Source organism: Croceitalea marina (assembly GCF_042684265.1).
GTDB lineage: Bacteria > Bacteroidota > Bacteroidia > Flavobacteriales > Flavobacteriaceae > Croceitalea > Croceitalea marina.
Map to the genome: position 1 here is coordinate 510,833 of NZ_JBHULB010000007.1, position 23,183 is coordinate 534,015.

22 protein-coding genes are annotated in these 23,183 nt (G+C 37.2%); 9 read left to right on the forward strand and 13 right to left on the reverse strand.

The window, feature by feature from the left end:
* Window positions 1-8: 8 nt before the first annotated feature.
* The 4 genes from ACFSQJ_RS06345 to ACFSQJ_RS06360 all read left to right on the forward strand — a co-directional run bounded on the left by ACFSQJ_RS06345 (window position 9) and on the right by ACFSQJ_RS06360 (window position 2,761).
* Window positions 9-629: a DUF6705 family protein gene (locus tag ACFSQJ_RS06345; protein ID WP_377766116.1), complete on the forward strand. Its 621-nt coding sequence runs from the start codon at window positions 9-11 to the stop codon at window positions 627-629.
* A 180-nt stretch (window positions 630-809) separates the two neighbouring features.
* Entirely contained in the window at window positions 810-1,433 is a 624-nt protein-coding gene (locus ACFSQJ_RS06350) for a DUF6705 family protein (RefSeq protein WP_377766117.1), read from the forward strand.
* A gap of 179 nt (window positions 1,434-1,612) precedes the next feature.
* Complete coding sequence (locus ACFSQJ_RS06355; RefSeq protein WP_377766118.1) at window positions 1,613-2,224, forward strand: DUF6705 family protein; 612 nt, start codon at window positions 1,613-1,615, stop codon at window positions 2,222-2,224.
* A 153-nt stretch (window positions 2,225-2,377) separates the two neighbouring features.
* Complete coding sequence (locus tag ACFSQJ_RS06360; protein WP_377766119.1) at window positions 2,378-2,761, forward strand: DUF6705 family protein; 384 nt, start codon at window positions 2,378-2,380, stop codon at window positions 2,759-2,761.
* A 279-nt stretch (window positions 2,762-3,040) separates the two neighbouring features.
* On the opposite strand, the gene mutY is transcribed toward ACFSQJ_RS06360, so the two are convergent.
* Window positions 3,041-4,081, reverse strand: coding sequence for an A/G-specific adenine glycosylase (gene mutY / locus ACFSQJ_RS06365; protein ID WP_377766120.1), 1,041 nt, complete (start codon window positions 4,079-4,081; stop codon window positions 3,041-3,043).
* Between the two features lie 111 nt (window positions 4,082-4,192).
* Here mutY and ACFSQJ_RS06370 point away from each other — a divergent pair, with 111 nt between their 5' ends.
* The 3 genes from ACFSQJ_RS06370 (at window position 4,193) to ACFSQJ_RS06380 (ending at window position 6,815) form a co-directional block, all read left to right on the forward strand.
* Entirely contained in the window at window positions 4,193-4,483 is a 291-nt protein-coding gene (locus tag ACFSQJ_RS06370) for an HU family DNA-binding protein (RefSeq protein ID WP_010516435.1), read from the forward strand.
* Window positions 4,484-4,734: 251 nt separating this feature from the next.
* Window positions 4,735-6,282, forward strand: coding sequence for an Rne/Rng family ribonuclease (locus tag ACFSQJ_RS06375; RefSeq protein ID WP_377766121.1), 1,548 nt, complete (start codon window positions 4,735-4,737; stop codon window positions 6,280-6,282).
* 53 nt (window positions 6,283-6,335) lie between these two features.
* A complete protein-coding gene (locus ACFSQJ_RS06380) occupies window positions 6,336-6,815 on the forward strand; it encodes a regulatory protein RecX (protein WP_377766122.1) in 480 nt (159 codons plus the stop codon).
* A 67-nt stretch (window positions 6,816-6,882) separates the two neighbouring features.
* Here the strand turns inward: ACFSQJ_RS06380 and ACFSQJ_RS06385 are convergent, their stop codons facing one another.
* The 5 genes from ACFSQJ_RS06385 to ACFSQJ_RS06405 form a co-directional block, all read right to left on the reverse strand.
* Window positions 6,883-7,749 (reverse strand): cupin-like domain-containing protein, encoded by an 867-nt coding sequence (locus ACFSQJ_RS06385; protein ID WP_377766123.1) that lies wholly within the window; start codon window positions 7,747-7,749, stop codon window positions 6,883-6,885.
* A 54-nt stretch (window positions 7,750-7,803) separates the two neighbouring features.
* The gene (gene bioB / locus ACFSQJ_RS06390) at window positions 7,804-8,904 is read right to left on the reverse strand and encodes a biotin synthase BioB (RefSeq protein WP_377766124.1); all 1,101 of its coding nucleotides are present in this window, start codon (window positions 8,902-8,904) and stop codon (window positions 7,804-7,806) included.
* A gap of 520 nt (window positions 8,905-9,424) precedes the next feature.
* Window positions 9,425-10,849, reverse strand: coding sequence for a flotillin family protein (locus ACFSQJ_RS06395; protein WP_377766125.1), 1,425 nt, complete (start codon window positions 10,847-10,849; stop codon window positions 9,425-9,427).
* Window positions 10,850-10,853: 4 nt separating this feature from the next.
* Window positions 10,854-11,432 carry a hypothetical protein gene (locus ACFSQJ_RS06400; protein WP_377766126.1) on the reverse strand — a complete coding sequence of 193 codons (579 nt, stop codon included), beginning with the start codon at window positions 11,430-11,432 and terminating at the stop codon, window positions 10,854-10,856.
* A 61-nt stretch (window positions 11,433-11,493) separates the two neighbouring features.
* Window positions 11,494-12,678: a beta-ketoacyl synthase N-terminal-like domain-containing protein gene (locus tag ACFSQJ_RS06405; protein WP_377766247.1), complete on the reverse strand. Its 1,185-nt coding sequence runs from the start codon at window positions 12,676-12,678 to the stop codon at window positions 11,494-11,496.
* A gap of 67 nt (window positions 12,679-12,745) precedes the next feature.
* Between ACFSQJ_RS06405 and ACFSQJ_RS06410 the strand changes: the two genes are divergently transcribed.
* The gene (locus ACFSQJ_RS06410; RefSeq protein ID WP_377766127.1) at window positions 12,746-13,177 is read left to right on the forward strand and encodes a cytochrome c oxidase assembly factor Coa1 family protein; all 432 of its coding nucleotides are present in this window, start codon (window positions 12,746-12,748) and stop codon (window positions 13,175-13,177) included.
* Here ACFSQJ_RS06410 and bioA read toward each other — a convergent pair.
* On the reverse strand, window positions 13,174-14,457 hold the full coding sequence (bioA, locus tag ACFSQJ_RS06415) for an adenosylmethionine--8-amino-7-oxononanoate transaminase (RefSeq protein ID WP_377766128.1): 1,284 nt from the start codon (window positions 14,455-14,457) through the stop codon (window positions 13,174-13,176). The two genes, ACFSQJ_RS06410 and bioA, sit on opposite strands and share 4 nt — an antisense overlap.
* Before the next feature lie 58 nt (window positions 14,458-14,515).
* On the opposite strand from bioA, the gene ACFSQJ_RS06420 reads away from it, so the two are divergent.
* A complete protein-coding gene (locus ACFSQJ_RS06420; protein WP_377766129.1) occupies window positions 14,516-16,009 on the forward strand; it encodes an ArnT family glycosyltransferase in 1,494 nt (497 codons plus the stop codon).
* Here ACFSQJ_RS06420 and bioD read toward each other — a convergent pair.
* From bioD to ACFSQJ_RS06450, 6 genes are all read right to left on the reverse strand, one after another.
* The gene (gene bioD, locus ACFSQJ_RS06425) at window positions 15,995-16,609 is read right to left on the reverse strand and encodes a dethiobiotin synthase (RefSeq protein ID WP_377766130.1); all 615 of its coding nucleotides are present in this window, start codon (window positions 16,607-16,609) and stop codon (window positions 15,995-15,997) included. The genes ACFSQJ_RS06420 and bioD overlap by 15 nt on opposite strands.
* On the reverse strand, window positions 16,606-16,992 hold the full coding sequence (locus ACFSQJ_RS06430) for a DUF2007 domain-containing protein (RefSeq protein ID WP_377766131.1): 387 nt from the start codon (window positions 16,990-16,992) through the stop codon (window positions 16,606-16,608). The genes bioD and ACFSQJ_RS06430 overlap by 4 nt, the downstream gene beginning before the upstream one ends.
* A complete protein-coding gene (locus tag ACFSQJ_RS06435) occupies window positions 16,993-18,141 on the reverse strand; it encodes an aminotransferase class I/II-fold pyridoxal phosphate-dependent enzyme (RefSeq protein ID WP_377766132.1) in 1,149 nt (382 codons plus the stop codon). It lies immediately after the preceding gene.
* A 149-nt stretch (window positions 18,142-18,290) separates the two neighbouring features.
* Entirely contained in the window at window positions 18,291-18,569 is a 279-nt protein-coding gene (locus ACFSQJ_RS06440; protein ID WP_377766133.1) for a F0F1 ATP synthase subunit epsilon, read from the reverse strand.
* Between the two features lie 85 nt (window positions 18,570-18,654).
* Window positions 18,655-20,163 carry a F0F1 ATP synthase subunit beta gene (gene atpD / locus ACFSQJ_RS06445; protein ID WP_377766134.1) on the reverse strand — a complete coding sequence of 503 codons (1,509 nt, stop codon included), beginning with the start codon at window positions 20,161-20,163 and terminating at the stop codon, window positions 18,655-18,657.
* 166 nt (window positions 20,164-20,329) lie between these two features.
* Window positions 20,330-23,080 carry a TonB-dependent receptor gene (locus ACFSQJ_RS06450; RefSeq protein ID WP_377766135.1) on the reverse strand — a complete coding sequence of 917 codons (2,751 nt, stop codon included), beginning with the start codon at window positions 23,078-23,080 and terminating at the stop codon, window positions 20,330-20,332.
* Window positions 23,081-23,183 lie beyond the last annotated feature (103 nt).

Genomic DNA, 23,183 nt, shown 5'->3' on the forward strand with positions numbered 1-23,183 from the left:
ACAAGACCATGAAAAATAATTGGATACCAATATTAGTTTTAACAATACTGCTCCCCATAAGTTGCAAAGCACAGAATATTGTCCCTATATATAACAGCCCTATTCAGGCCCCTCCCTCTCCACGCTATTATAAGGATGTGGATAATGACTTTGACCGTATTGTTGGGACCTGGAAATGGCAGGAAGGGAACAGTTCCCTTACCGTGGAGTTTAAAAAAGTGGTACGTGCGCCCTTTGCGGGTAATAGCGTTACAGATATTTTAATAGGGGGGTATACCTATGTTAAAAATGGGGTAGTTTGCACCAACTCCCTACCAATGCCCAACCTGCCTATGGATAGACTCACGAACCACCCCATTTGGGGGGGGGGGATTGGTACACCCATTAAAGGGGCACCGCCCTGCCCGGAATGTGGTACTAATCCTAGATATATTAGAGTGCAAGTAACAGAAGCTGAAAACCCGCAATTGTCAGGCAAGTTTATTATAGGGCACTTTACACAAAATGGGGTGGAAAAAATTAGACTATATTTTGCCAATACAGGTATTTATGATTACACCATAGATTACACAGGCCCAGAAGATATGTGCATTCCAGAAGGCGTTATACTTACCCTAACAAAACAATAAAAAGACAGTACTTGTTATTTATTGAGCCTTACTGTTCCAAGCATAGAACAGTAAGGCTTTTTTAATTTTTTGTAACTTTTATGATTGGGCGGTTTGTTTTCCTTAGTGCCATACAGCGCTACGAACTCAACCAAGACGAAACGGATTGGAACCTTATAACCTTAGATTAAAAAAAAGACCATGAAAAATAATTGGATACCAATAACATTAATTATCACAATGTGTTTCACCATAAGTTGCAAAGCACAGAATATTGTGCCAATATATAACGGACCTGAACAGGAACCCCCTCTACCACATTACTATAAAGATGTGGACAACAATCTTGACCCTCTTGTTGGGACTTGGAAATGGCAAGAAGGAAACAATTCCCTTACCGTGGAGTTTAAAAAAGTGGAACGTGCCCCCTTTGGAGGAGAAAGTGTAAAAGATATTCTCATAGGCGGTTATACCTATATAAAAAATGGAGTGGAATGTACCAACTCCCTGCCAATGCCCAACCTGCCCATGGATAAACTCACGAACTATCCCATTTGGGGAGGGGTGATTGGCACACCCATTAAAGGGTCGCCACCATGCCCGGAATGTGGTACTAATCCCAGATATGTAAAAGTACAGGTAAGGGAACCTGAAAACCCCTTGTTGGAAGGAAAATTTATTATGGGGCATTTTATACAGAACGGCGTAGAAAAAATGGGCCTACTCTTCCTTAATACTGCCATAAGTATGCCTACGGCTGATTATACTGGACCAGAAGAGATGTGCATTCCAGAATTCAGCACCCTTACCCTGGTAAAGCAATAAAAGACAGTACTTTTTATTTATTGGGCCTTACTGTTCCAAGCATAGAACAGTAAGGCTTTTTTAATTTTTTGTAACTTTTATGATTGGGTGATTTGTTTTCCTTAGTGCCATACAGCGCTACGAACTCAACCAAGACGAGACGGACTGGAACCTTATAACCTTAGATTAAAAAAAAGACCATGAAAAATAGATTTCTAATAGTAATATGCCTAATAACAATAAGTTGTAAAGCACAGAATATTGTCCCAATATATAATGGTCCAGAAAATGAACCTCCTTTGCCTCATTATTATAAAGATGTGGATAACGACTTTGACCGTATTGTTGGGACCTGGAAATGGCAAGAAGGCAATAGTTCCTTGACTATAGAATTAAAAAAAATATTAAGTGCACCTGACATTGGAAGTAATGTAAGTGATATTCTTATAGGTGGGTATACCTATATAAAAAATGGAGTGGAATGTACCAACTCCCTGCCAATGCCCAACCTGCCCATGGATAAACTCACCAACCATTCCATATGGGGGGGCGTGATTGGCACACCCATTAAAGGGGCGCCACCATGCCCGGAATGTGGTACTAATCCCAGGTATGTAAAAGTACAGGTAAGGGAACCTGAAAACCCCTTGTTGGAAGGAAAATTTATTATGGGACATTTTATACAGAACGGCGTAGAAAAAATACGCCTACTCTTCCTTAATACCGCCATAAGTATCCCTACGGCCGATTATACCGGACCAGAAGAGATGTGTATTCCAGAGTTTAGTACCCTTACCCTAACAAAGCAATAATCAAAAGTTAGTTTTAATTCTAGTTCTGCTTTTCTCTCATTAGAAAAGCAGTACTTTTTGGTTTTAAGCTCTAATTTATATCTAAATCTTATAAGAGCTCAACCATGACCAAACCGACTGGAACCTTATAACCTTAGATTAAAAAACAAGACCATGAAAAATAATTGGATACCAATAACATTAATGATTACAATATGTCTCACCATAAGTTGCAAAGCACAGAATATTGTCCCTATATATAACAGCCCTATTCAGGGTCCTCCGCTACCACATTATTTGAAAGATGTGGATAATGACTTTGACCGTATCGTTGGGACCTGGAAATGGCAGGAGGGGAACAGTTCCTTGACCATAGAATTAAAAAAAGTGGAACGAGCTCCTGATGCGGGCAACAGCGTTATGGATGTATTAATAGGGGGGTATACCTATGTTAAAAATGGGGTGGTTTGCACCAAATCCCTACCAATGCCCAACCTACCCATGGACAAATTGACCAACCACCCCATTTGGGGGGGGAGGGATTGGCACACCCATTAAAGGTGCACCGCCCTGCCCAGAATGTGGTACTAATCCTAGATATATTAGAGTACAAGTAACAGAACCTGAAAATCCGCAATTGTCAGGTAAGTTTATTATAGGGCACTTTACACAAAATGGAGTGGAAAAAATTAGACTATACTTTGCCAATACAGGTATTTATGATTACACCATAGATTACAAAGGCCCAGAAGATATGTGCATACCGGACGATACTACGTATACCTTGGTAAAACAGTAAGAATACATTATTCAAAAGGAATAAAATTAATCAGGATTTTAATCCTTTTTAAAGGTTTTGATAAAGTCGGCAATCAAAACCGGAACGGGGAAATTGATGACTTCTTTCCAAGGTAAACCATCCTTTATTTCATCGTCGACCTGTACAATCCAAAAATTAGTGTATAAATGTTGGTGCGATAGTTTGTGCACAATTGGCTTGTCATTGTAAAGATAGATATCAGATATGTTTTCTAGAGTTAATTGTTCTAATGAGAGTTCCTTTAATTTCTTTTTAGCCAAAATCGCTTCACTTTCAACTAACGGAAACTGATATAAGTTTTGCCATATTCCCTTACCTTTTCTTTGCTCTAAAAAAGTGTTATTATTGCTATCGAGAACCACTAAATAATTAAAATATCGGTTCTTGATCTTTGTTTTCTTCAATTTAACGGGCAATTCGTGTACTCGGTTTGCTTTTAAGGCAATGCAACTATCGTTTAGCGGACAATGTAAACAATATGGTTTTTTAGGAGCGCATTGAATTGCCCCGAATTCCATAATACCTTGGTTATAGTCCCGTACTTCATCGACATTCATTACTTCCCTGGCTAAATCTTTAAAGTGTTTTATCCCCTCAGAAGAATTAATAGCTAGGTCAATACCGAAATACCTGGCCAATACACGATAAACATTACCATCTACTACAGGTTCTGGTTCATTATAACTTATTGAAGCAATAGCACTTGCCGTATAGTCCCCTACCCCTTTTAATTTGATTAATCCCTTATAGGTCTTGGGAAAATTTCCATTATAATCCTTCACTATTGTTCTAGCAGTACTATGCATATTTCTAGCTCTAGAATAGTAGCCAAGTCCTTGCCACAACTTTAGTACTTTTTCTTCACTGGCTTGAGCCAAATCATAAACGCTGGGGAACTCTGAGACGAACTTGTTGTAGTAGGGCAAACCCTGCGCAACACGTGTTTGTTGTAGCATTATCTCAGAAAGCCATATTTTATAGGGGTCTTGTGTATTACGCCAAGGTAATTCGCGCTTGTTTTCGGCGTACCACGCCAGTATTTTTTCAGAAAAATCCATAGCTTAAAATACTATCCGCGCAAAGTAACAGTTTATATACTTAAAATTTAGGGCTTTATATAAAACATTTATATATTTGCAAGCCTAAAAAAACGAAAATATAAATACGAAATGACGAAAGCGGATATTGTATCTAAAATCTCAGAGAAACTGGGTATTGAAAAAGGAGATGTACAAGCGACTGTTGAATCTTTTATGGAAGAAGTGAAGACATCTTTGGAGAATGGTGATAATGTGTACTTAAGAGGTTTTGGCAGCTTCATCATTAAAACAAGAGCTGAAAAAACAGGAAGAAATATTTCGAAGAATACTACGATTAAAATTCCTGCGCACAATATTCCTGCATTTAAACCTGCGAAGGTTTTTGTAGAAGGAGTAAAAAGTAACGTACAAGTTAAATAAAATACTAACGTCTAAAGCAACACTATATGCCGAGTGGAAAAAAGAGAAAAAGACATAAGGTAGCTACCCACAAGCGCAAGAAGCGCCGGAGAGCAAACCGACACAAGAAAAAGTAGTCTGTTAGACTACTTTTTCATTTTTAATCATACGTTCATTGACATCACGGTTCACAAATTAGCATAAAATTACGGCTACAAAAGCCGTTATAAATATTTTTTAATCATTCGCCGTAGGCGGATAAAAATCGATACATGAATAGAGAATTAATCGTAAGATCTAGTTCTGACGCAGTCGATTTTGCCTTATTAAAAGATGGAAAACTAGTTGAACTTCATAAAGAAGAAGATAATAATAGCTTTTCGGTGGGCGATGTATTTCTCGCCAAAATAAGAAAACCGGTTACTGGCCTAAACGCAGCCTTCGTAAATGTGGGTTATGAAAAAGATGCTTTTCTGCATTATCATGACCTTGGCCCGCAGTTATCTTCTATGTTAAAGTTCATAAAACAAGCAAGAACAGGAAAACTAAGAGATTTTTCCTTGAAAGACTTTCCATTTGAAAAAGATATAGACAAGAATGGCAGTATTAACGAAGTTATAAAAGCCAATCAGTCATTATTAGTACAGATCGTAAAAGAACCCATATCAACCAAGGGGCCAAGAATTAGTTCAGAATTATCAATTGCTGGACGTTATTTGGTCATGGTTCCTTTTTCGGACAGGGTTTCAGTTTCTCAGAAAATTGAAAGCAACGAAGAAAAAAGTAGGTTAAAAAGACTTGTTACAAGTATTAAACCTAAAGGATTTGGTGTAATCATCCGTACTGTTGCAGAAGGCAAAAAAGTCGCAGAACTTGACAAAGATCTCCAAAACTTGCTGGATAAATGGACAGCAATGTGCAAAACCTTGCATAGAGCAGAGCATCCATCTAAAGTATTGGTAGAACTCAATAGAGCCTCTTCAATACTTAGAGATGTATTCAACGATTCCTTTACCGGAATACATGTTGATGATGAAGCGCTTTATGAAAACATAAAGGATTATGTGCACGAAATCGCTCCTCAGAAGGAGTCCATTGTTAAACATTATAATGCTCCAGCCCCAATATTTGAAAAATATGGGATTGAGCGCCAAATAAAAACATCATTTGGGCGTACCGCCACAATGAGCAAGGGTGCTTACTTGGTCATAGAACATACCGAAGCTTTACATGTGATAGATGTAAACAGTGGTAACCGTTCTAACAAAGCCAAAAATCAAGAAGACACCGCTTTAGAAGTAAACATGCTTGCAGCCTCAGAAATTGCAAGACAATTAAGGCTTCGTGATATGGGCGGAATTATCGTTGTTGATTTTATTGATATGGTAAGAGGCGACCATCGTAAAAAACTCTTTGACCACTTAAGGGACGAGATGAAAGATGATCGCGCAAAACATAAGATTTTGCCTCCTAGTAAATTTGGCCTTGTTCAAATAACAAGACAACGTGTACGACCAGAAATGAATATCAAAACCAGTGAAGAAAACCCCAATGGCAGTGGCCAAGAGGTCGAAGCACCTATAGTTTTGATAGATAAAATCAATTTCGATTTAGAACGAATTCTAAAAGGCCCGAATAAGAAGAAAAGTATTGTATTGAACATACATCCTTTTATTGCAGCTTATTTGACCAAGGGGACTCCTTCTATTCGTCAAAAATGGTTTTTAGAGCACAAAAAATGGGTTAAAGTACAGCCCAGAGATGCCTATACCTATCTTGAATATCGTTTTAAAGATAAAGATGGTAAGACGCTGAAATAAACAAAAGCGACCTCAATAACGGGGTCGCTTTTTTGTTTTAAATATCTTTGATCATGCACTCATCAAAAGCCTATTCCATAACCGAAGCTACTAGAAAACTTGAAAGCTATTGTGCCTACCAAGAACGTTGCCATAAAGAAGTAGTTCAAAAGCTTAAAGATATGCGTATGATTCCTGATGCGATCGATCAGATAGTTACTCATCTTATAGCACATAATTTTTTGAATGAAGAGCGCTTTGCACAAAGTTTTGCAAGAGGTAAATTCAATATTAAAAAATGGGGTAAAAACCGCATTGTAAATGAGCTAAAACAACGCGATATCTCTAGATTCAATATTAAAACCGCCCTCAAGGAAATTGATGAGGATGCTTATCTTGAAACTTTAGATGCGCTTTCAAAAAAAAGACTTTCTCAAATTAGCGAAACCAACCTGCAAAAAAGAAGAAAAAAATTAGCTGATTATCTTTTATATAGAGGTTGGGAAAGTCATTTGGTGTATGAAAAACTTAAAGAGTTGATTCCAAATACTTAACCCAAAACATACTTCGATTAAGCTTAGTGCGATATCTAATTTATTACTAAACACCCCTAAAGTCCCCTCAAGGCGACAATACTTTATCCGTATTGACAATTGCCCGTTCATTTTTCCAGTCTATCCATTTTTGACCTTTTAATCGTCGCATTAGATTATCAAAATGGCGCATTACCATAATATTATAAACGGCTTTACCAAAATTCTTGGGTTTTCTGGCTATTGCCCTTAAGCTCATCGAAAAACCAGGCGTTACATATTTCATATGATGCCAATAGCCTTCAGGAATGTAAATTACATTACCGTGCTCCAAATTTGTCATATAGCCTTTTGCATGTTTTAGTGCCGGCCATTTTTGCAAATCAGGATTGGTAAAGTCGATATCCTCCCTTACAATTAAAGAATGAGGAATTTTATATAAATACTTTGTTTCAGACTGGGGAAACAAAATACACTGTTTCTGCCCTTCAAAATGAAAATGAAAGATATTGGCCAAATCGATGTCATAATGCATAAATGTATGTGAATCGGCACCTCCAAAGAAGAGCATCGGAAGGTTTTTCATCAATTTGATTCCGAAATCAGGATAGAAAAAGTCTTTTTGAAGCTGTGGCACTTCTTTTAAAACATTCCACAAAAAAATACGGAATTTAGTCGGCCCTTTTTTCAATAAATCAACGTAATCAGCCATTTTCATTTCGGCGTGTGGCTGATTAAAACCTTCATCGTGTTTTACGGGCCTATCATCATATAAAGGCACCTCTTTTTCGCCCGCAACCTCTTTAATATACTCTAAGTTCCATTTAGAATAGGCTGGCCAATCTTCAATAAATTCTTCAATAACCACAGGCCTCTGTGGTCTAAAATAGTCTCGGATAAATTCTTCTTTAGAGAGTGTCTTTACCCTAGGAATTTCTTGAAGGTTAAGTTCCAAAATATAGTTTTACGAACTATCTAAATTAATAAAAGCATCTTAAAAAAGTAAAACTTACTCTTTCTCTACCAATTTAGAATTCGCTTTGGCATTCTCGTTACGCTCGATTTTATGGCCAGGGCGCGTCCACTTCGGTTTTTCACCTAGTGGCTCGATCTTAGATGCTGTAGCCTCAATTGTTTCTGGCTGTGGAGCTTTTACAAAGGCTTTCTGTGGATTGAGTCCTAACATTTTGAACATTTCCATATCCTCATTTACATCAGGATTAGGAGTGGTCAATAACTTATCACCTGCAAAAATGGAATTTGCTCCTGCAAAGAAGCACATGGCCTGACCTTCTCTACTCATTTCAGTTCTTCCTGCAGATAAACGCACTTGTGTTTTTGGCATCACAATACGTGTAGTAGCGACCATACGAATCATTTCCCAAATAGCAACGGGCTCAATATCTTCCATCGGCGTACCTTCTACAGCAACTAATGCATTAACGGGTACTGATTCAGGTTGTGGGCTTAAAGACGCCAAAGCAACAAGCATTCCGGCACGGTCTTCAACTTTCTCACCCATTCCTATAATTCCTCCACTACAAACCGTAACATTAGTTTTACGGACATTATCGATTGTTTCTAAACGATCTTCAAAAGCCCTTGTAGAAATGACATCTTTATAATAATCTTCTGAGGTATCTAAATTATGATTGTAAGCATAAAGCCCAGCTTCTGCTAAACGTTTTGCTTGGTTTTCGGTAATCATACCAAGTGTGCAGCAAACCTCCATATCCAATTTATTAATGGTACGAACCATTTCTAAGACCTGATCAAATTCAGGGCCATCTTTAACATTACGCCAGGCCGCACCCATACAAACACGCGAACTACCGGATGATTTCGCACGTAAAGCCTGAGCTTTTACCTGTTGTACGGACATGAGGTCATTGCCCTCGATATCGGTATGGTAACGAGCTGCCTGTGGGCAATAGCCACAATCTTCTGGGCAACCACCAGTTTTTATAGAAAGTAATGTAGAAACTTGCACGGTATTTGGATCATGATATTTACGATGTATTGTAGCTGCATCATAAAGCAACTCCATTAAGGGCTTATTATAAATATCTAAAATCTCTTCCTTGGTCCAATTGTGTCTTGTCTCGCTCATGGTTCAAAAATAACCGAAATCCGCTAAAGAAAATAATGAAGTAGAAGATTTGAAATAAAGAAGCCCAAAATAAATTTTTTATTTGTACGATAGTACTTTCAAAAATATAAATTGAGCTTCAATAGCCATAACATAAATCATTCTATTAATCTTTCTATACAAAAACTCCTTTTGTAATCTAAATAAAGTTGTTTTAAAATAAACACTCCACTAGAATCTATTGAATTTACATTTTCCAAGCTATCTATAACATGATTAATCTCACTTAAGAAAATATAAAAATGTTCTTCTTCCGTTATTGTTCGTTTAGTAGTTAAGCCCATTACCTATGTTTATTTGGGGTATTTAAATAATAAGTCAAAGATGAAAGACTTAATGTAAAGAATGTTATTATTTTCCTTAAGCTACAAACTAGTAAAGATGAACAACTATCTGCTATAGATAAGTGGCTAAATCAACTAAAAAGTCCCTCTGTGTTACAGAGGGACTTTAGTTATGATTTTAAAAAGAAAACTACTAGTTACTTTTTCTCAGGAGGTGTGGTTTTTTTAGCTCCTTGTTTGTTTTTTTCATCAGCAACCTCCTTACCCTTTAAATACTCAGGTAATTGCATACCAGCCATGTTGAACATTTCTTGTAATGGCGGTACGGATTTATACATACCCGAAATAAAATTAGCCGTAGAATTTTTACCATCTTCGGTCTTTTGTCCAGAATCCCAAACGGTAACTTTATCTATTTTAATATTCTTGATAGCTTCGGCCTGGGTTTTGACCAATTCCGGTAATTTATCAGCTACTAATAATAAAACAGCATCTTTAGGGCTGTCACCTGCTGCTTTTACAATTTTATCTAAGCCTTCGGCCTGTTTGCTCAATACTTCTAAAATACCCTGAGCTTCAGCCTGAGCTTTAAATAAAATCGCATCTGCCTCACCCTTCGCTTTTCTACGAATCATTTCAGCTTCTGCTTCTGCATCAATCTCTACCTTCTTTTTATCAATTTCAGCAGGAACAACAATATCGGCCATTTGTGAACTGCGCTCACGTTCAGCTCTAGCAATTTCCGCATCCTTTTCCGCAGCATACGATTCTTCCAAAGCTTTTGCTGACTGTACCTTTTCTGCAGCTATCGCTGTTCTTTCTGCTTCTGCTTCACGTTGACGACGAAGAGAATCAGAATTCGCCACATTAATTTTGGCAATATTCTCTCCTTCTACCGCCTTTGCATTGGCAGCAGCAACCTGGGTTCTTTCGTCTTGCAATGCATTTGCTTCACCAATGGAACCATCTCTATTTTTCTCGGCAACTGACTTACGGGCCGCGTTAATAGCATGTGCAGCAGCTTCTTTACCTAAAGCCTCTATATAACCCGATTCATCAACAATATCCGTAATATTTACATTGATAAGTTTTAGACCAACTTTCTTTAATTCAGATTCTACACTCTGCGAAATGTTCGTCAAAAACTTATCTCTATCCGAATTAATCTCCTCTATATCCATTGAAGCAACTACCAGACGTAACTGACCAAAAATGATTTCCTTGGCCAAATCTTGAACCTCTTGCATACCCAATCCTAGAAGGCGCTCTGCAGCATTTTGCATTACACCAGGCTCGGTAGACACCCCTATGGTAAATCTTGAAGGTACATTTACACGAATATTCTGTTTACTTAACGCGTTTGCCAAATCGACTTCAATAGAAATGGGCGTTAAATCTAAATACTCATAGTCTTGTATAACGGGCCAGATAAAAGCTGCCCCACCATGAATACATTTTGCAGAATTACCAGTACCAACTTTTCCGTAGACTACCAAAATACGGTCAGACGGACAGCGTTTGTATCTTCTTATAAAAGAAATAATAATGATAAAGAAAAAGAGGATGGCAAACCCTATGGCCAGTAATGTGGCCCCTCCGCCCAATTGTAAAGGTATTAGCATGTGTTTATTTATTTAATAGTTGAACGATTAATATTCCATTATCCGTGACTTCTTTTACTTGTACAACATTTCCTTGTACCAAATCATTGTTTTCATCTGTAAGTGCCTCCAATTCACGCAAAGTGCCTTGAACATTTATACTAACCTTTCCGATACTCGACCGTTTGCTCCCTATAGTCAAATACACTTCTCCGACTTGATTTAGCGCGTTCTTTAACTTTAAAGTGCCACTACTCTGCAATTTTGCCAGATAGTAAAATAGTGCAGCCATAGCGGTCATCATCAACAATCCACAGATCACGGATATGATTACGGTTACGCTTGTTGTCAATCCATTATCTAGACAAGCGATGCCGGTCCATCCAAAAATGGTAAAGAAACCCATTAAGTTTTTAAAGGACAAGAATTGAAATCCGATTCCTGAATCCCCATCTACTTCGGCATCAACGTCACCACCCATATCGTCGGCATCACCGCCTAGTATTGTCAATACAATCAATACGATAAAAATTCCTGAAGATATTAAGGCGGTTACCCAATATACTTTCTCGAAAAGGCTCAAAGCTGCAAACCAGTTTTCCATGGTGTAAAGGTGTTGGTTAATAAATCATTTAAGATAAGACATTGCCGAGAATATCGGAAGCTTATTTTGAAAGCAAGATGGATACTGCATTTCCTCCAAAACCTACTGCGTTTACCAAAACAGTTCTAATCGATTTGGGATTTTGCTGTTTTTCTGCAAAGGGAACGGAAATCGCTTTATTATTTTGAAGCATCAGTATCGCCATTTCTACACTTAGCATCCCCGATGCCCCGAAGGTGTGGCCTACTTTCCATTTATTTGTAGTCAAAAAAGGTTTTTTGTTACAAAATATTTTTTTGATAGCCTTAAATTCTGATAAATCGCCTTTTATGGTGCCAGGGGCATGCATCACCACAACATCTACACTATTAAGGTATTTGTCCCCTAAAGCCATTGCCATAGCATCTTGAAAACACTTTGCATCGGCAGATATGGAAACATTATGTGTTAGCGGTTCTGTAGCATATCCTATTCCTATAATTTTAGCCAGTGCTTCTCCCGAACTCTCTTTTTCTAGACAAGCCACGGAAGCTGCTTCTCCCAATACCATTGTGTTTTGTTTTTTATCTAAATCGAAAGCACGGCACGGGAACCCTTCGACAGGCTCAGGGTGACTATTTTTGTGGTTCGAGTAGATTTTTAATGCCTTCATCTGCGCAATGGTAAATGGGGTCAATGGTGCTTCGCTACCGCCCACTATAAACTTAGTTGCCATTCCGCTTTGTATCCATGCAATACCGTTCAACATTGCGTGCAGAGCAGTAGAGCAGGTAATGGAATGCGAGATCTCTGGCCCTTTTGTTTTTAGGTCGTGGGCCACCCAAGAAGAGATATTGCCGAGCGTTGTAGTTGGCGATGCCAAAGTAGATGTACTATCATCTTTTAAAAATTCTTTATGGAATTTTTCAAATAGAGCCGTTGCGCCCCGCGATGAACCTATGTTCACCCCGAAATCTACATCTTTAGATTCTATTGACCAACCTGCTTTTTCTATCGCCTTTCTAGAGGCATACATGGCATACAATACAGATTCATCAAGATTCGTGTATTTATTATCCGAGTTTTTGAGCGCCTTAATCTTATCACTTACCTTTTCAGAAAGTTTACCTGCCCATACTTTTTTATCACCAATTTCTATTTCTTTGAGTTGCGTATCATCATTTTTATAATTTTCCCAAGCTTGTTCAAGAGAATTTCCCAATGGGGAAATTGAAGAAATTGCAGTAATGTAAACAGGTTCTTTCAACATATTTTATAATTAAAACAAAAGTAAAAGTTCTTATCTTCATCTGGCATATTAAATTTAAGAAAGCATGAATAATGAACTCGTACCTCAACCTAGTTGGTGGAAAAGAAATTGGAAATGGGTCGTTCCGGTTGGAGGTTGTTTCACACTGATTATTGGAGCGATTATTTTATTCTCTTCCATTTATTTTGGGGTAACCAATATTATGGAAGGCTCTCAACCCTATGAATATGCTTTTGAGCTCATTAATAAAGACGAACAGCTGTTGGATATTTTAGGCTCCCCTATCGAAAAAGATGGTATGATTCAAGGAAATATCAACTGGACCAATGGAAATAAAAGTGCAAAAATGGTTATTCCCATTGCTGGCTCAAAAGGTGATGGCAAATTATATATTGATGCTACTGGGGAAGGAGATGAATGGAACTATCATGAAATTCGCGTTGAAGTCAATGATCAAGAGTTTGATTTTATAGACGAAATCAACTCACAGCACTAGGTCTCTAGTAATTCTAATATAACATCATAAATCTTTTCTAGCTGCTCATTAGTTATTACGTATGGCGGCAATACATAAACTGTATTACCTAAAGGGCGAAGGTTTACCCCTCTAGACATAAAGAACTGATACAGTTTGTCTCGCGATTTTCCATAGCGGTCCATTTTTACATTTAAATCAACCGCCAGAATTACACCAAGACTGCGGGCATCTTCTACTTTTGGATGTTTTTTAATTTTTAGAACGAACCTCTCATGCGCATCTTCTATATACTTCCTCCGCTCCAAGACCGTTTTTGATTCTAACAAATCGAGACCCGCTATTGCCGCTGCGCAACCTATAGGATGTGCACTAAATGTATGGGCGTGAAAGAACCCTTTTGCCACCTTATCGCTCAAAAAAGCATTGAAAATATGTTGCGAACAACTCGTAATACTTAAAGGAAACATGCCTGCAGTTAAGGCTTTACTTAGACATATAATATCTGGTTTATGTTCTAAATAATCAGATGCAAAATTTTTACCTGTTTTACCAAAACCGGTCATTATCTCATCGGCAATACATAAGACATCCAAAGATTTACATTTTTGAACAAGGGCGTCTAAGCCTTTAGCAGAATGAAATTTCATTCCTGCCGCACCTTGAGCTAGGGGTTCAAAAACAAATGCTGCACAATTATTTTTCTCAATGATCTCCTCTAGTCTTGAAAGCACCTCATCAATGGTAGCATCTTGTGGAGCCGGAATGCGTTTAACCTTAAGCAAGAAATCTTCAAAAGGGCCATTGTATGATGACAAACCTGAGGCGCTCATAGCTCCAAAGGTATCTCCGTGAAATCCCCCTTCAAAAGCTATTAGCGTATCTCGCTTTTTACCTTTATTATGGTAGTATTGTAAGGCCATTTTTATAGCTGCTTCCACAGCTGTAGAACCATTATCGTTAAAGAAAATTTTAGCTTGATTTTTAGGCAATAGCTTCATCAGCTTCTCAGATAACTCAATCGCTGGTTTGTGCGTAAAACCGCTGAACATAACAAAGTCAAGTTCTTTCATTTGAGCAGTAATCGCTTCTACAATATAATCACTGCAATGACCATACATGGCAGTGTACCAAGAAGCTATACCGTCTATATATTCTTTGCCATTTTCATCCCATAACAATGCCCCTTTGGCTTTTACAATAGGCAAGGCGTCTACTGCGGTTTTGTGTTGCGTTAAGGGATGCCACAAGTATTTCTTATCTCGTTGGATTAAATTTTTTGTCTGTGCTGAATCTTTCAAATCACTCAATTTGGCTACCTTGCAAAGATGGCAATAAAACCAAATAATAGTAGTCGTCTTGTTTAAAAAAACAATCCATTATATAACCACATTTTACCATTCTAGTAGTGAACGTACGCTATTTTTCTTCTACTTTTTAGTTGCCTTTTTAATTCGGTTTCCTTTTTTCTTTAGAGATTATATTGATCGAGATGAAAGTACTTTTATTTTAATGGGGCAATCTTGGGTTGATGGCTATTTACCTTACACACAGCTTTGGGATTTAAAACCACCGATTGCTTTTCTTTTTTTTGCAGCTCTTATTTATGTTTTTGGGAAAAGTTTTTTGGCCATACGAATTGCCGGTGTTCTTCTTGTAGCACTAACTTCTTTTTTTACCTATAAGATTGGCCATAAGATTGCAAATAAAAAAGTTGCCTTTTGGTCTGGCTGTCTAGTTATTATTTTACAAAGTCTTTTTGGAAGCCTACAAGGTGTAATGTCTGAACATATTTCCATAGCCTTTTTTATTCCTGCTCTATATTTAATAATTAGCAAAGAAAGTAAGCTCTCCTATTTGCTAGCTGGGCTTTTATTTGGCTTATCCTTAATGACTAAATTAAACCTTGCCTACCCAATTTTATTACTTTTTCTTTTCCTTTTTTGGAAGACATACAAGCACGAAAAAAAGCTTTCCCATTTTTTTAAAATTCTAATTTTAGGAGGCACTCTAATAACAATAATACTAGCAACAGCGCTGCCTTATTTTTTTAACAATGACTTAGAACTCTGGTGGCAATCGGTCTTTAAAGCACCAATGGCTTATTCTAGTTCAAAAGAACATTCTATTCTAGATGTTCTCCCTTTTGCTGGTATTGTATTTGGGTTCTTATTCTGGACAATTAAAAAGCAGTTGATTCCCTATAAAACTGTAGAAGTACAATTGTTATTAATTGTTAGTGTTGGAATATTATTTTCGTTTATACAAGCTGGTAAAATAAATGGGCATTATCTCATACAGCTATATCCACCACTAGTAATATTAGTAGCCATTGTAGTATATCAATTTGGTCTTTTAAAGAAGCTTAATTACAAACCTGCCCTTCTAGGTATTGCACTTCTAATCCCCATGGAATCTTATATTGAGTTTAAAAATGTTATTGATAATCGAATTGAAAAAGGTTCTTTTTTTAATGGAGAAGGTATTGCTGTTCCTAATTACTTTAAAAAAAAGAAACTTTCTGCGTCGAAAATACTGTTTATGGAGTATCATATTGGTTATTGGCTTTTAAATGAAAAGCCTCCTACTAAAGCCGCTACACATCCAAGTAATATATTAAGAGAAGAACTATTTCCTTATATGAAAAACACAAGGAAAACGGAAAGTGAAGAACTCCAATTCATTCTGGAAGAATTTAAACCAAACTATATTATAACTAGAAAAAATAGAAGGGTTTTCGCGAGTAAAAAAATAGCCGCAAACTTTTATATGAATATACAATTATCGAAGAATTATATCCCTTTAGACACCATTGAAAACGCGGTAATTCATCAACGTTTAAAACTCAAGTAGTGCTTTTCTAAATTCTTTAGCGTAGTGCTTAACTACTTTTTTGTCAATTAACTCCTCCTCATTAATCCTCCCTAAAAAAGAAGCATCCGTTTTATTCAAAATAATGCTTTCAGTCGTTGGGTATTCATCTCCACTAAAAATTAATCCTACTCTAAAATTTCTTTGTTGAAGTGCTTCTATCGTAAGTAAGCTATGATTAATACTGCCCAAATAATGCCTTGAAACAACTATTACTTTGTAATCTGACTGAATCAAGTCTAAAATTGTATCTGAGTCATTTAAAGGAACTAATAAACCTCCAGCACCCTCGATAACCAAATGATTTTCTGTACGGGGTTCTCTAATTGCATCTAAATCTATCTGAATACCATCAATTTCTGCAGCCGCATGTGGACTCATAGGGGTATTTAACGCATAACTGTTCGGGTGAATAATGGATTTGGTATTGGAAATCAAATTCTTGACCTTGTGACTATCAGAGTTCTCTAAATCACCAGCCTGAATTGGTTTCCAGTAGTCGGCTTCTAAAGCTTCAGTAACTATTGCCGAAGCAATGGTTTTACCAACTTCTGTAGAAATACCGGTAATAAATAATTTCATACTTCTGTCTTGGTAATAAATTCACAATTGGTACAACGGTATTTTTTAGGTTCAAAAAATGGAAAGAGTTTATAGAACAGTGTATTGCGCAAATAATGAACTTCAGACTTCTGTGCCTTACAATTTGGGCATTGAACCAAATTTCCATTTTCATCAACCGCATATTTTCTTAGTTCATTATAAATGTCTTGTGCTTTCTCTTTATCGACCGCATAAACCTGTAACTTAATACCACCTATTGCATTACTAGCAAAGGGTTCTACACCTACGGTGTTTTCATCTTTTAGGGTAACCGTTATACCTTCAGATTCTAATTTTCCCTTTATTATCTGTACATCGGCTAAAAATTCAAAACTGCCTAATGTAACTAAGTCCTTACCCATTTATAGTTCTTTTAATAATGATACTAGCCGTTTTATCTCGTCTTTTGTATTGAACGCATGAAGGCAAAAACGAAGCCGTTCTTTTCCTTTTGGCACTGTTGGTGAAAGAATAGCCTTAATATCAAAGCCGTTCTCTCTAAGGTTCTCAGAAATCGTTTTAGCTTCTATATTACCTCTAACGAACATACATTGAATTGCAGAATTACTTTCTATAAAGCTTTTTTGTAACCCTTGTCTAGACAATTCTTGTTTAAAATAGACAATGTTTTTCAATAAACTATCTTTAAAAGATTTACCCTTTTCTGATTTTAGAAAATCATACGTCGCTAAGTTAGTCGCAACCGTATGAGGTGGTAAAGCAGTGGTATAAATAAAGCTTCTTGCAAAATTCACTAAATAATTCTTTAGCTGGCCACTTCCTAGTATTGCTGCACCATGAGAACCTAAAGCTTTACCAAAAGTTATAATTCTGGCAAAAATAGCAGTTTCAATTTCTCTTTCAAGACATAAGCCTTTTCCATTACCAAATATTCCAACAGCGTGCGCTTCATCTACTATTAAATTATAACTATTCTCGATGCAGAACGATGTAAAAGCTGATAAATCAGGAGAATCCCCATCCATTGAAAAAACAGATTCGGTAACGATATAAACTTCTGCGTTTTTTGTTATGCCATTTCGACTACGCTCAATGCAAAGTTGTAGATCTTTTAAATTGTTATGCTTAAACTTATATGCTTTGGCATTACTTAATTGAATTCCATCCCTAATACTGGCATGGGCCAGTTCATCATAAAAAATCATATCTCCGCGCTGCGGTACCGAAGCGAAAAAACCAAGATTGGCATCGTAGCCAGAATTAAACACTAAAGCAGCTTCACAACTATAAATGCTAGTAAGTTGTTCTTCTAATTTTTGATATAATTGATGGTTTCCAGAAATCAATCGGGATCCTGTAGCTCCATTTTTAGAATTACTCTGATTTAAAATTTCTTTTGTTCTTTCCTTAATCCAAAGCTCTCTTGAAAAACCTAGATAATCGTTTGAAGAAAAATCAACCAACCCGTTGGCACTTGGCAATTTGCGATAGGCATCCTCTGCTGCTCGTTTTTCTAGTTTTTGGGTTAATTTCTTTGGGAAATTAGGCATAAATCAAAGTAGTCCCTTTATTGATATTACGTATAAAAGTAAACTAATGATTAGAATATGGTGCTCTTTAGGATAGAAAAATAATATCAATTAAAAAACAAAAGCCACTCTAAATTAGAGCGGCTTTTTTTCATTTAAAGCGTATTGACTTAATCTGCCAATACAATTACCTTATTATCTTTCAATTCAATAGTTCCGCTTGAAATTGCTAAAACAGTTTCTCCGTTAGCGCCCTTGGCGAACTTATCTTGAACCTCTTCTTCTATTGTAATATCGCCTTGTACTTTAACTTCACCCTGTTGTAATAACGATACAATTGGAGCATGGTTCTGTAACATCTGGAATTCACCATTTATTCCTGGAACGGTAACAGAGGTTACTTCGCCTGCGAATAATGTTGCTTCTGGGGATACGATTTCTAAATACATATTTCTCTAGTTCTAAGTTGTAAGATTTAAGTTAAAAGTCCTAGTAATAAAAGCTTTGAACCAATAACTTATAACTATAAACTATTTAGGCTTCAGCTAGCATTTTTTCACCAGCTTCAATAGCTTCCTCGATTGTTCCTTTTAAGTTAAAGGCAGATTCTGGTAGGTGATCTAATTCACCATCCATAATCATATTAAATCCTTTAATAGTTTCTTTAATGTCTACCAATACTCCTGGGATACCTGTAAACTGCTCAGCAACATGGAAAGGCTGAGATAAGAAACGCTGCACACGTCTTGCACGCCCTACAGCTAATTTATCCTCCTCAGATAGTTCTTCCATACCAAGAATGGCAATGATATCTTGTAGTTCTTTGTAACGTTGTAACAACTCTTTCACACGCTGCGCACAACCATAATGGTCATCCCCTAATATATCCGCTGTTAGAATTCTTGACGTAGAATCTAAAGGATCTACCGCAGGGTAAATACCAAGTTCTGCAATTTTACGAGAAAGTACCGTTGTTGCATCTAAGTGAGCAAAAGTAGTAGCGGGCGCTGGATCCGTTAAATCATCTGCAGGTACGTAAACCGCCTGTACCGATGTAATAGAGCCTCTTTTAGTTGAAGTAATACGCTCTTGCATTGCACCCATCTCTGTTGCTAGTGTAGGCTGATAACCTACTGCAGATGGCATCCTTCCTAAAAGTGCAGATACTTCTGAACCCGCTTGTGTAAAACGGAAGATATTGTCTACGAAGAACAGTACGTCTTTGCCTTGACCATCACCAGCACCATCACGGAAATACTCAGCAATAGTTAATCCAGATAATGCCACACGAGCACGGGCTCCAGGAGGCTCATTCATCTGACCAAAAACGAAAGTCGCTTTGGATTCTTTCATTGCTTTTTTGTCTACTTTAGACAAATCCCAGCCACCTTCTTCCATAGAATGTAAGAAGTCATCTCCATATTTTATAATTCCTGACTCTAACATCTCACGAAGTAAGTCATTCCCTTCTCTTGTACGTTCCCCAACACCAGCAAATACAGAAAGACCACCGTGACCTTTAGCAATGTTGTTGATTAACTCCTGGATTAATACTGTCTTACCAACACCAGCACCACCAAACAATCCAATTTTACCACCTTTTGCATAAGGCTCAATTAAATCGATTACTTTAATACCTGTAAAAAGCACCTCAGTAGAAGTTGATAAATCTTCAAATTTTGGAGCCTCACGGTGAATAGGAAGTCCTTTATCACCACTTTTAGGTAACTCTTCAAGTCCATCAATTGCATCTCCGATTACATTAAAAAGGCGTCCGTAAACATCTTCTCCTATTGGCATTTGGATTGAACTACCAGTAGCAACTGCTTCAACACCTCTACTTAAACCATCTGTAGAGTCCATTGAAATTGTTCTAACGGTATTTTCGCCAACATGCGACTGTACCTCAAGCACTAATTTAGAGCCATCGGCCTTGTCTATTTCTAATGAATCGTAAATTTTTGGGATTACGGTTCCTGATTCAAACTCAACATCAATAACCGGTCCGATAATCTGTGCAACTTTACCTGTAACTTTCGACATTACTTGCTTATTTCTATTATTCGATTTTTTGGATAGAAAAAACCCTGTTTTTTCCGGCTGCAAAGATATGTTATTACTATTTGAAATAGAAACTTCTGAATTCTTTTTTTCCATAAAAAAAGGCACCTAATAAAGATGCCTTTTATAAGTCTTATGAAATTGTTGCTTAAGGATTTATGGTCCAAGAAACATAATAAATCGAACCTATTAATCCAGAGCCTATAGCTTGAAAGTATTCGTCTGCCAATAAGTTCGACCCACCCGCTTTGAATACTGATTTAATACTTGGCACCGAATAGTTTATTTGTGCATCTAAAACTGAATATGCTGGCACATCACCATCAGCAAAAGATGCTTCCCAGAAGAAATCATCACTCCAGCGGTAATTCACTCCAAAGCCAAAGTTTTTAAATAAATCTGTCTTGCCGAAAGAAGCTTTAACCTTATGTTCTGGACTATTGAAGTTCGTTCGAATACCTCTAGCTCTTAGTCCTTCTGCGTCTTCAAGGAAAGTATACGTATAATTTACACCCAAATCAAAGCCGGCAACTTTAGTATCTACTCCAATAGTACCTCCATATGAAGTTATTTCTTCTTGTGAATTGGTATACACTTGATAAACCTCAAAATCTCCATTTTGCAATGCTAATAATGATAGCCCTCCATCACCTGCTTCTCCATATAATGGTACAAATGTTTGAGTTTGAGATATAAAATTATCGTAACTGTTATAATAACCACTTGCATCAATTGTAAACTTTCCAAGCTGTGCTCTATACCCCAATTCATAAGCTGTTATCTCTTCAGGTTGAACCAAAGGAGTGTTTACAGCAGTAGGGTTTCCAGCCAATACCGAACCTATGGAATAAGCGTTCTCGTAAGCTGCTCTTCCTACTATGTCTACAGTTGGTGAACCTGTAAATGCTTGACCAGATTCACTAACATCAAATGTTCTTACATCTCTATCTAAATTATCAGGGGCTGACCCTACTAAAACAGCATTACCGATATTCAACCCAATAAATAAATCTTGTGTTGTCGGGTTTCTAAAACCTTGTTGAACAGAAGCTCTAACATTATGATTTCTGTTCTCTCCCAAAGTAGCCGAAATACCAGCTCTTGGAGAAAAGAAGCCATCAAAAAATTCATTCTTATCATATCTTCCTGACAAAGTAAGCTTTAACCTATCGTCCATTAATTTCTTTTGAAGTTGCATATACCCACCATATTCTTGGTATGTGATAGGTCCATCAAAATCTGTAAAAATGGTTCCCTGAGAATTTAACTCATATTCTCTCCAAGAACCCCCAACTTGAATATCTGCCCAATCATCAATTAGATGGGCTAAATTGTAATTACCATTCGCATGGCGAAATTTTGTGTTATCAATAAATTTTGCACCCGTAAGTAAGTCTCCATCAGCTATCACCCTATTAAAAGCATTTTGAAACGCAGCAGTACCAGGAACTAATCTGCCAGTATCTGCAACAGCTCTAGCTGCTGCGTGTGCCTGTTCATCGGTTGCTTGAACTCCCGTACCTACTCCTAATTTAGCACCAATAAAGGTTTGAGCGTATTCCGTAAACCATTGTGTATCTGATTTCCACGCTCTATTGGTATTAATTGCAGCAAAACGTGTATCATAAGCATCTCCTGAATTTTCAGCTACGATGTATGCACGCACAAAAAAGTTATCGTTCTTTAATTCCAATTTGTGTTGTTGCATCTTAAAACCTTGAACGGCATAACGACTAGCTCCTTGATAAATCGTAGTTCCACGACCAACTCTTCCATTGTATATCAATTCCAAATCATTTCCAAAAGGACGGTAATGTAATGACCAATCCGCTTTTACACTCTGGGCGTTATAATTAGCCAAATCAGCTTCATTGTAGCCTGTTCTACTTACAACGGCAGATCCAACAGTCCCTGTCGGTAACCCCGCAGCAGCATCAAAGTTCAATAATGTGTTTACCTCATCACCGTAAACATTCAACCCATTGTAATTTGGATCAGTCCTATCTGCTCCAGGGTTATTGATATCATCTGTTCTATTAGCGTGCCAATCCTCCCCTTCTAAAATTGAGAAACTTACCTTAGCCGCAAACTTGTCACTAAATGCATGTGCCGCGCGGATACCAACGTCATAGTAATTATTGTCTCCAGCAGCTTCTTGAGAGGTAAGCCCTGTTTTTACATAGGCGCTTATGCCTTGAAAATCCCATGGATTTTTACTTCTCATAAAAAGAATACCGTTAAAGGCCCCTGCTCCATACAGTGCTGAAGATGCCCCTGGTAGAATTTCTACACTTTGCACATCGAGCTCATTCATACCTACTAAATTACCCAGTACGAAATTCAATCCTGGTGCAGTATTGTCCATTCCATCAACTAATTGTAAAAAACGTGTATTTGCAAAAGTCGCAAAACCTCTGGTGTTTACTGATTGAAAAGTTAAACTGTTGGTATTGATATCGACGCCCTTCAAATTCTGAAGACCTCCATAAAAAGATTCAGCAGTAGTGTTCTTAATCTCTTTTAGTCCGAAACGTTCTACAGAAACTGGTGACTCAAAAATACGCTCTGGTGTTCTAGAAGCGGATATCACTATTTCATCGAGTAGCGTCGATGCCTCATTAAGTGTTATTGATAAAACCTCATTATTAGAAGTTACATCAACTGTAGTATCGGTGTAACCAATACTCGATATTTTAAGCTTAAAAGGTGGTGTTTCACTGGTAGAAAATGTGAAATTTCCATCAAAATCCGCCACGGTACCCTCTTCTTTTCCAAGAAGCAAAACATTCGCACTTGGCACTGGTTCTCCGTTTTGATCTACTACTTTTCCTGTAACAGTAGTTTGAGCAATTAGTGTTGCTCCGAACAAAAAGGTAAAGACAAAAAATAATTTTTTCATTAGTCTTGAATTTGAGTTAAGTCAGTTTAAATTACGCATTAATTAAACGAAGCGGAATATACATTTTTTTTGACTTTTGTCTTAATAAAAACAAAAAAATTAT

Bases quoted from the DNA above. Each gene is read 5' to 3' on its own strand.
- ACFSQJ_RS06395 (WP_377766125.1), bottom strand. From the start codon at position 10,849: ATGCTAATACCTTTACAATTGGGCGGAGGGGCCACATTACTGGCCATA.
- ACFSQJ_RS06435 (WP_377766132.1), bottom strand. From the start codon at position 18,141: ATGCCTAATTTCCCAAAGAAATTAACCCAAAAACTAGAAAAACGAGCA.
- atpD (WP_377766134.1), bottom strand. From the start codon at position 20,163: ATGTCGAAAGTTACAGGTAAAGTTGCACAGATTATCGGACCGGTTATT.
- ACFSQJ_RS06440 (WP_377766133.1), bottom strand. From the start codon at position 18,569: ATGTATTTAGAAATCGTATCCCCAGAAGCAACATTATTCGCAGGCGAA.
- ACFSQJ_RS06450 (WP_377766135.1), bottom strand. From the start codon at position 23,080: ATGAAAAAATTATTTTTTGTCTTTACCTTTTTGTTCGGAGCAACACTA.
- ACFSQJ_RS06375 (WP_377766121.1), top strand. From the start codon at position 4,735: ATGAATAGAGAATTAATCGTAAGATCTAGTTCTGACGCAGTCGATTTT.
- ACFSQJ_RS06345 (WP_377766116.1), top strand. From the start codon at position 9: ATGAAAAATAATTGGATACCAATATTAGTTTTAACAATACTGCTCCCC.
- ACFSQJ_RS06430 (WP_377766131.1), bottom strand. From the start codon at position 16,992: ATGGGTAAGGACTTAGTTACATTAGGCAGTTTTGAATTTTTAGCCGAT.
- ACFSQJ_RS06410 (WP_377766127.1), top strand. From the start codon at position 12,746: ATGAATAATGAACTCGTACCTCAACCTAGTTGGTGGAAAAGAAATTGG.
- ACFSQJ_RS06355 (WP_377766118.1), top strand. From the start codon at position 1,613: ATGAAAAATAGATTTCTAATAGTAATATGCCTAATAACAATAAGTTGT.
- ACFSQJ_RS06400 (WP_377766126.1), bottom strand. From the start codon at position 11,432: ATGGAAAACTGGTTTGCAGCTTTGAGCCTTTTCGAGAAAGTATATTGG.
- ACFSQJ_RS06380 (WP_377766122.1), top strand. From the start codon at position 6,336: ATGCACTCATCAAAAGCCTATTCCATAACCGAAGCTACTAGAAAACTT.
- bioD (WP_377766130.1), bottom strand. From the start codon at position 16,609: ATGAAATTATTTATTACCGGTATTTCTACAGAAGTTGGTAAAACCATT.
- mutY (WP_377766120.1), bottom strand. From the start codon at position 4,081: ATGGATTTTTCTGAAAAAATACTGGCGTGGTACGCCGAAAACAAGCGC.
- ACFSQJ_RS06360 (WP_377766119.1), top strand. From the start codon at position 2,378: ATGAAAAATAATTGGATACCAATAACATTAATGATTACAATATGTCTC.
- ACFSQJ_RS06370 (WP_010516435.1), top strand. From the start codon at position 4,193: ATGACGAAAGCGGATATTGTATCTAAAATCTCAGAGAAACTGGGTATT.
- ACFSQJ_RS06350 (WP_377766117.1), top strand. From the start codon at position 810: ATGAAAAATAATTGGATACCAATAACATTAATTATCACAATGTGTTTC.
- bioB (WP_377766124.1), bottom strand. From the start codon at position 8,904: ATGAGCGAGACAAGACACAATTGGACCAAGGAAGAGATTTTAGATATT.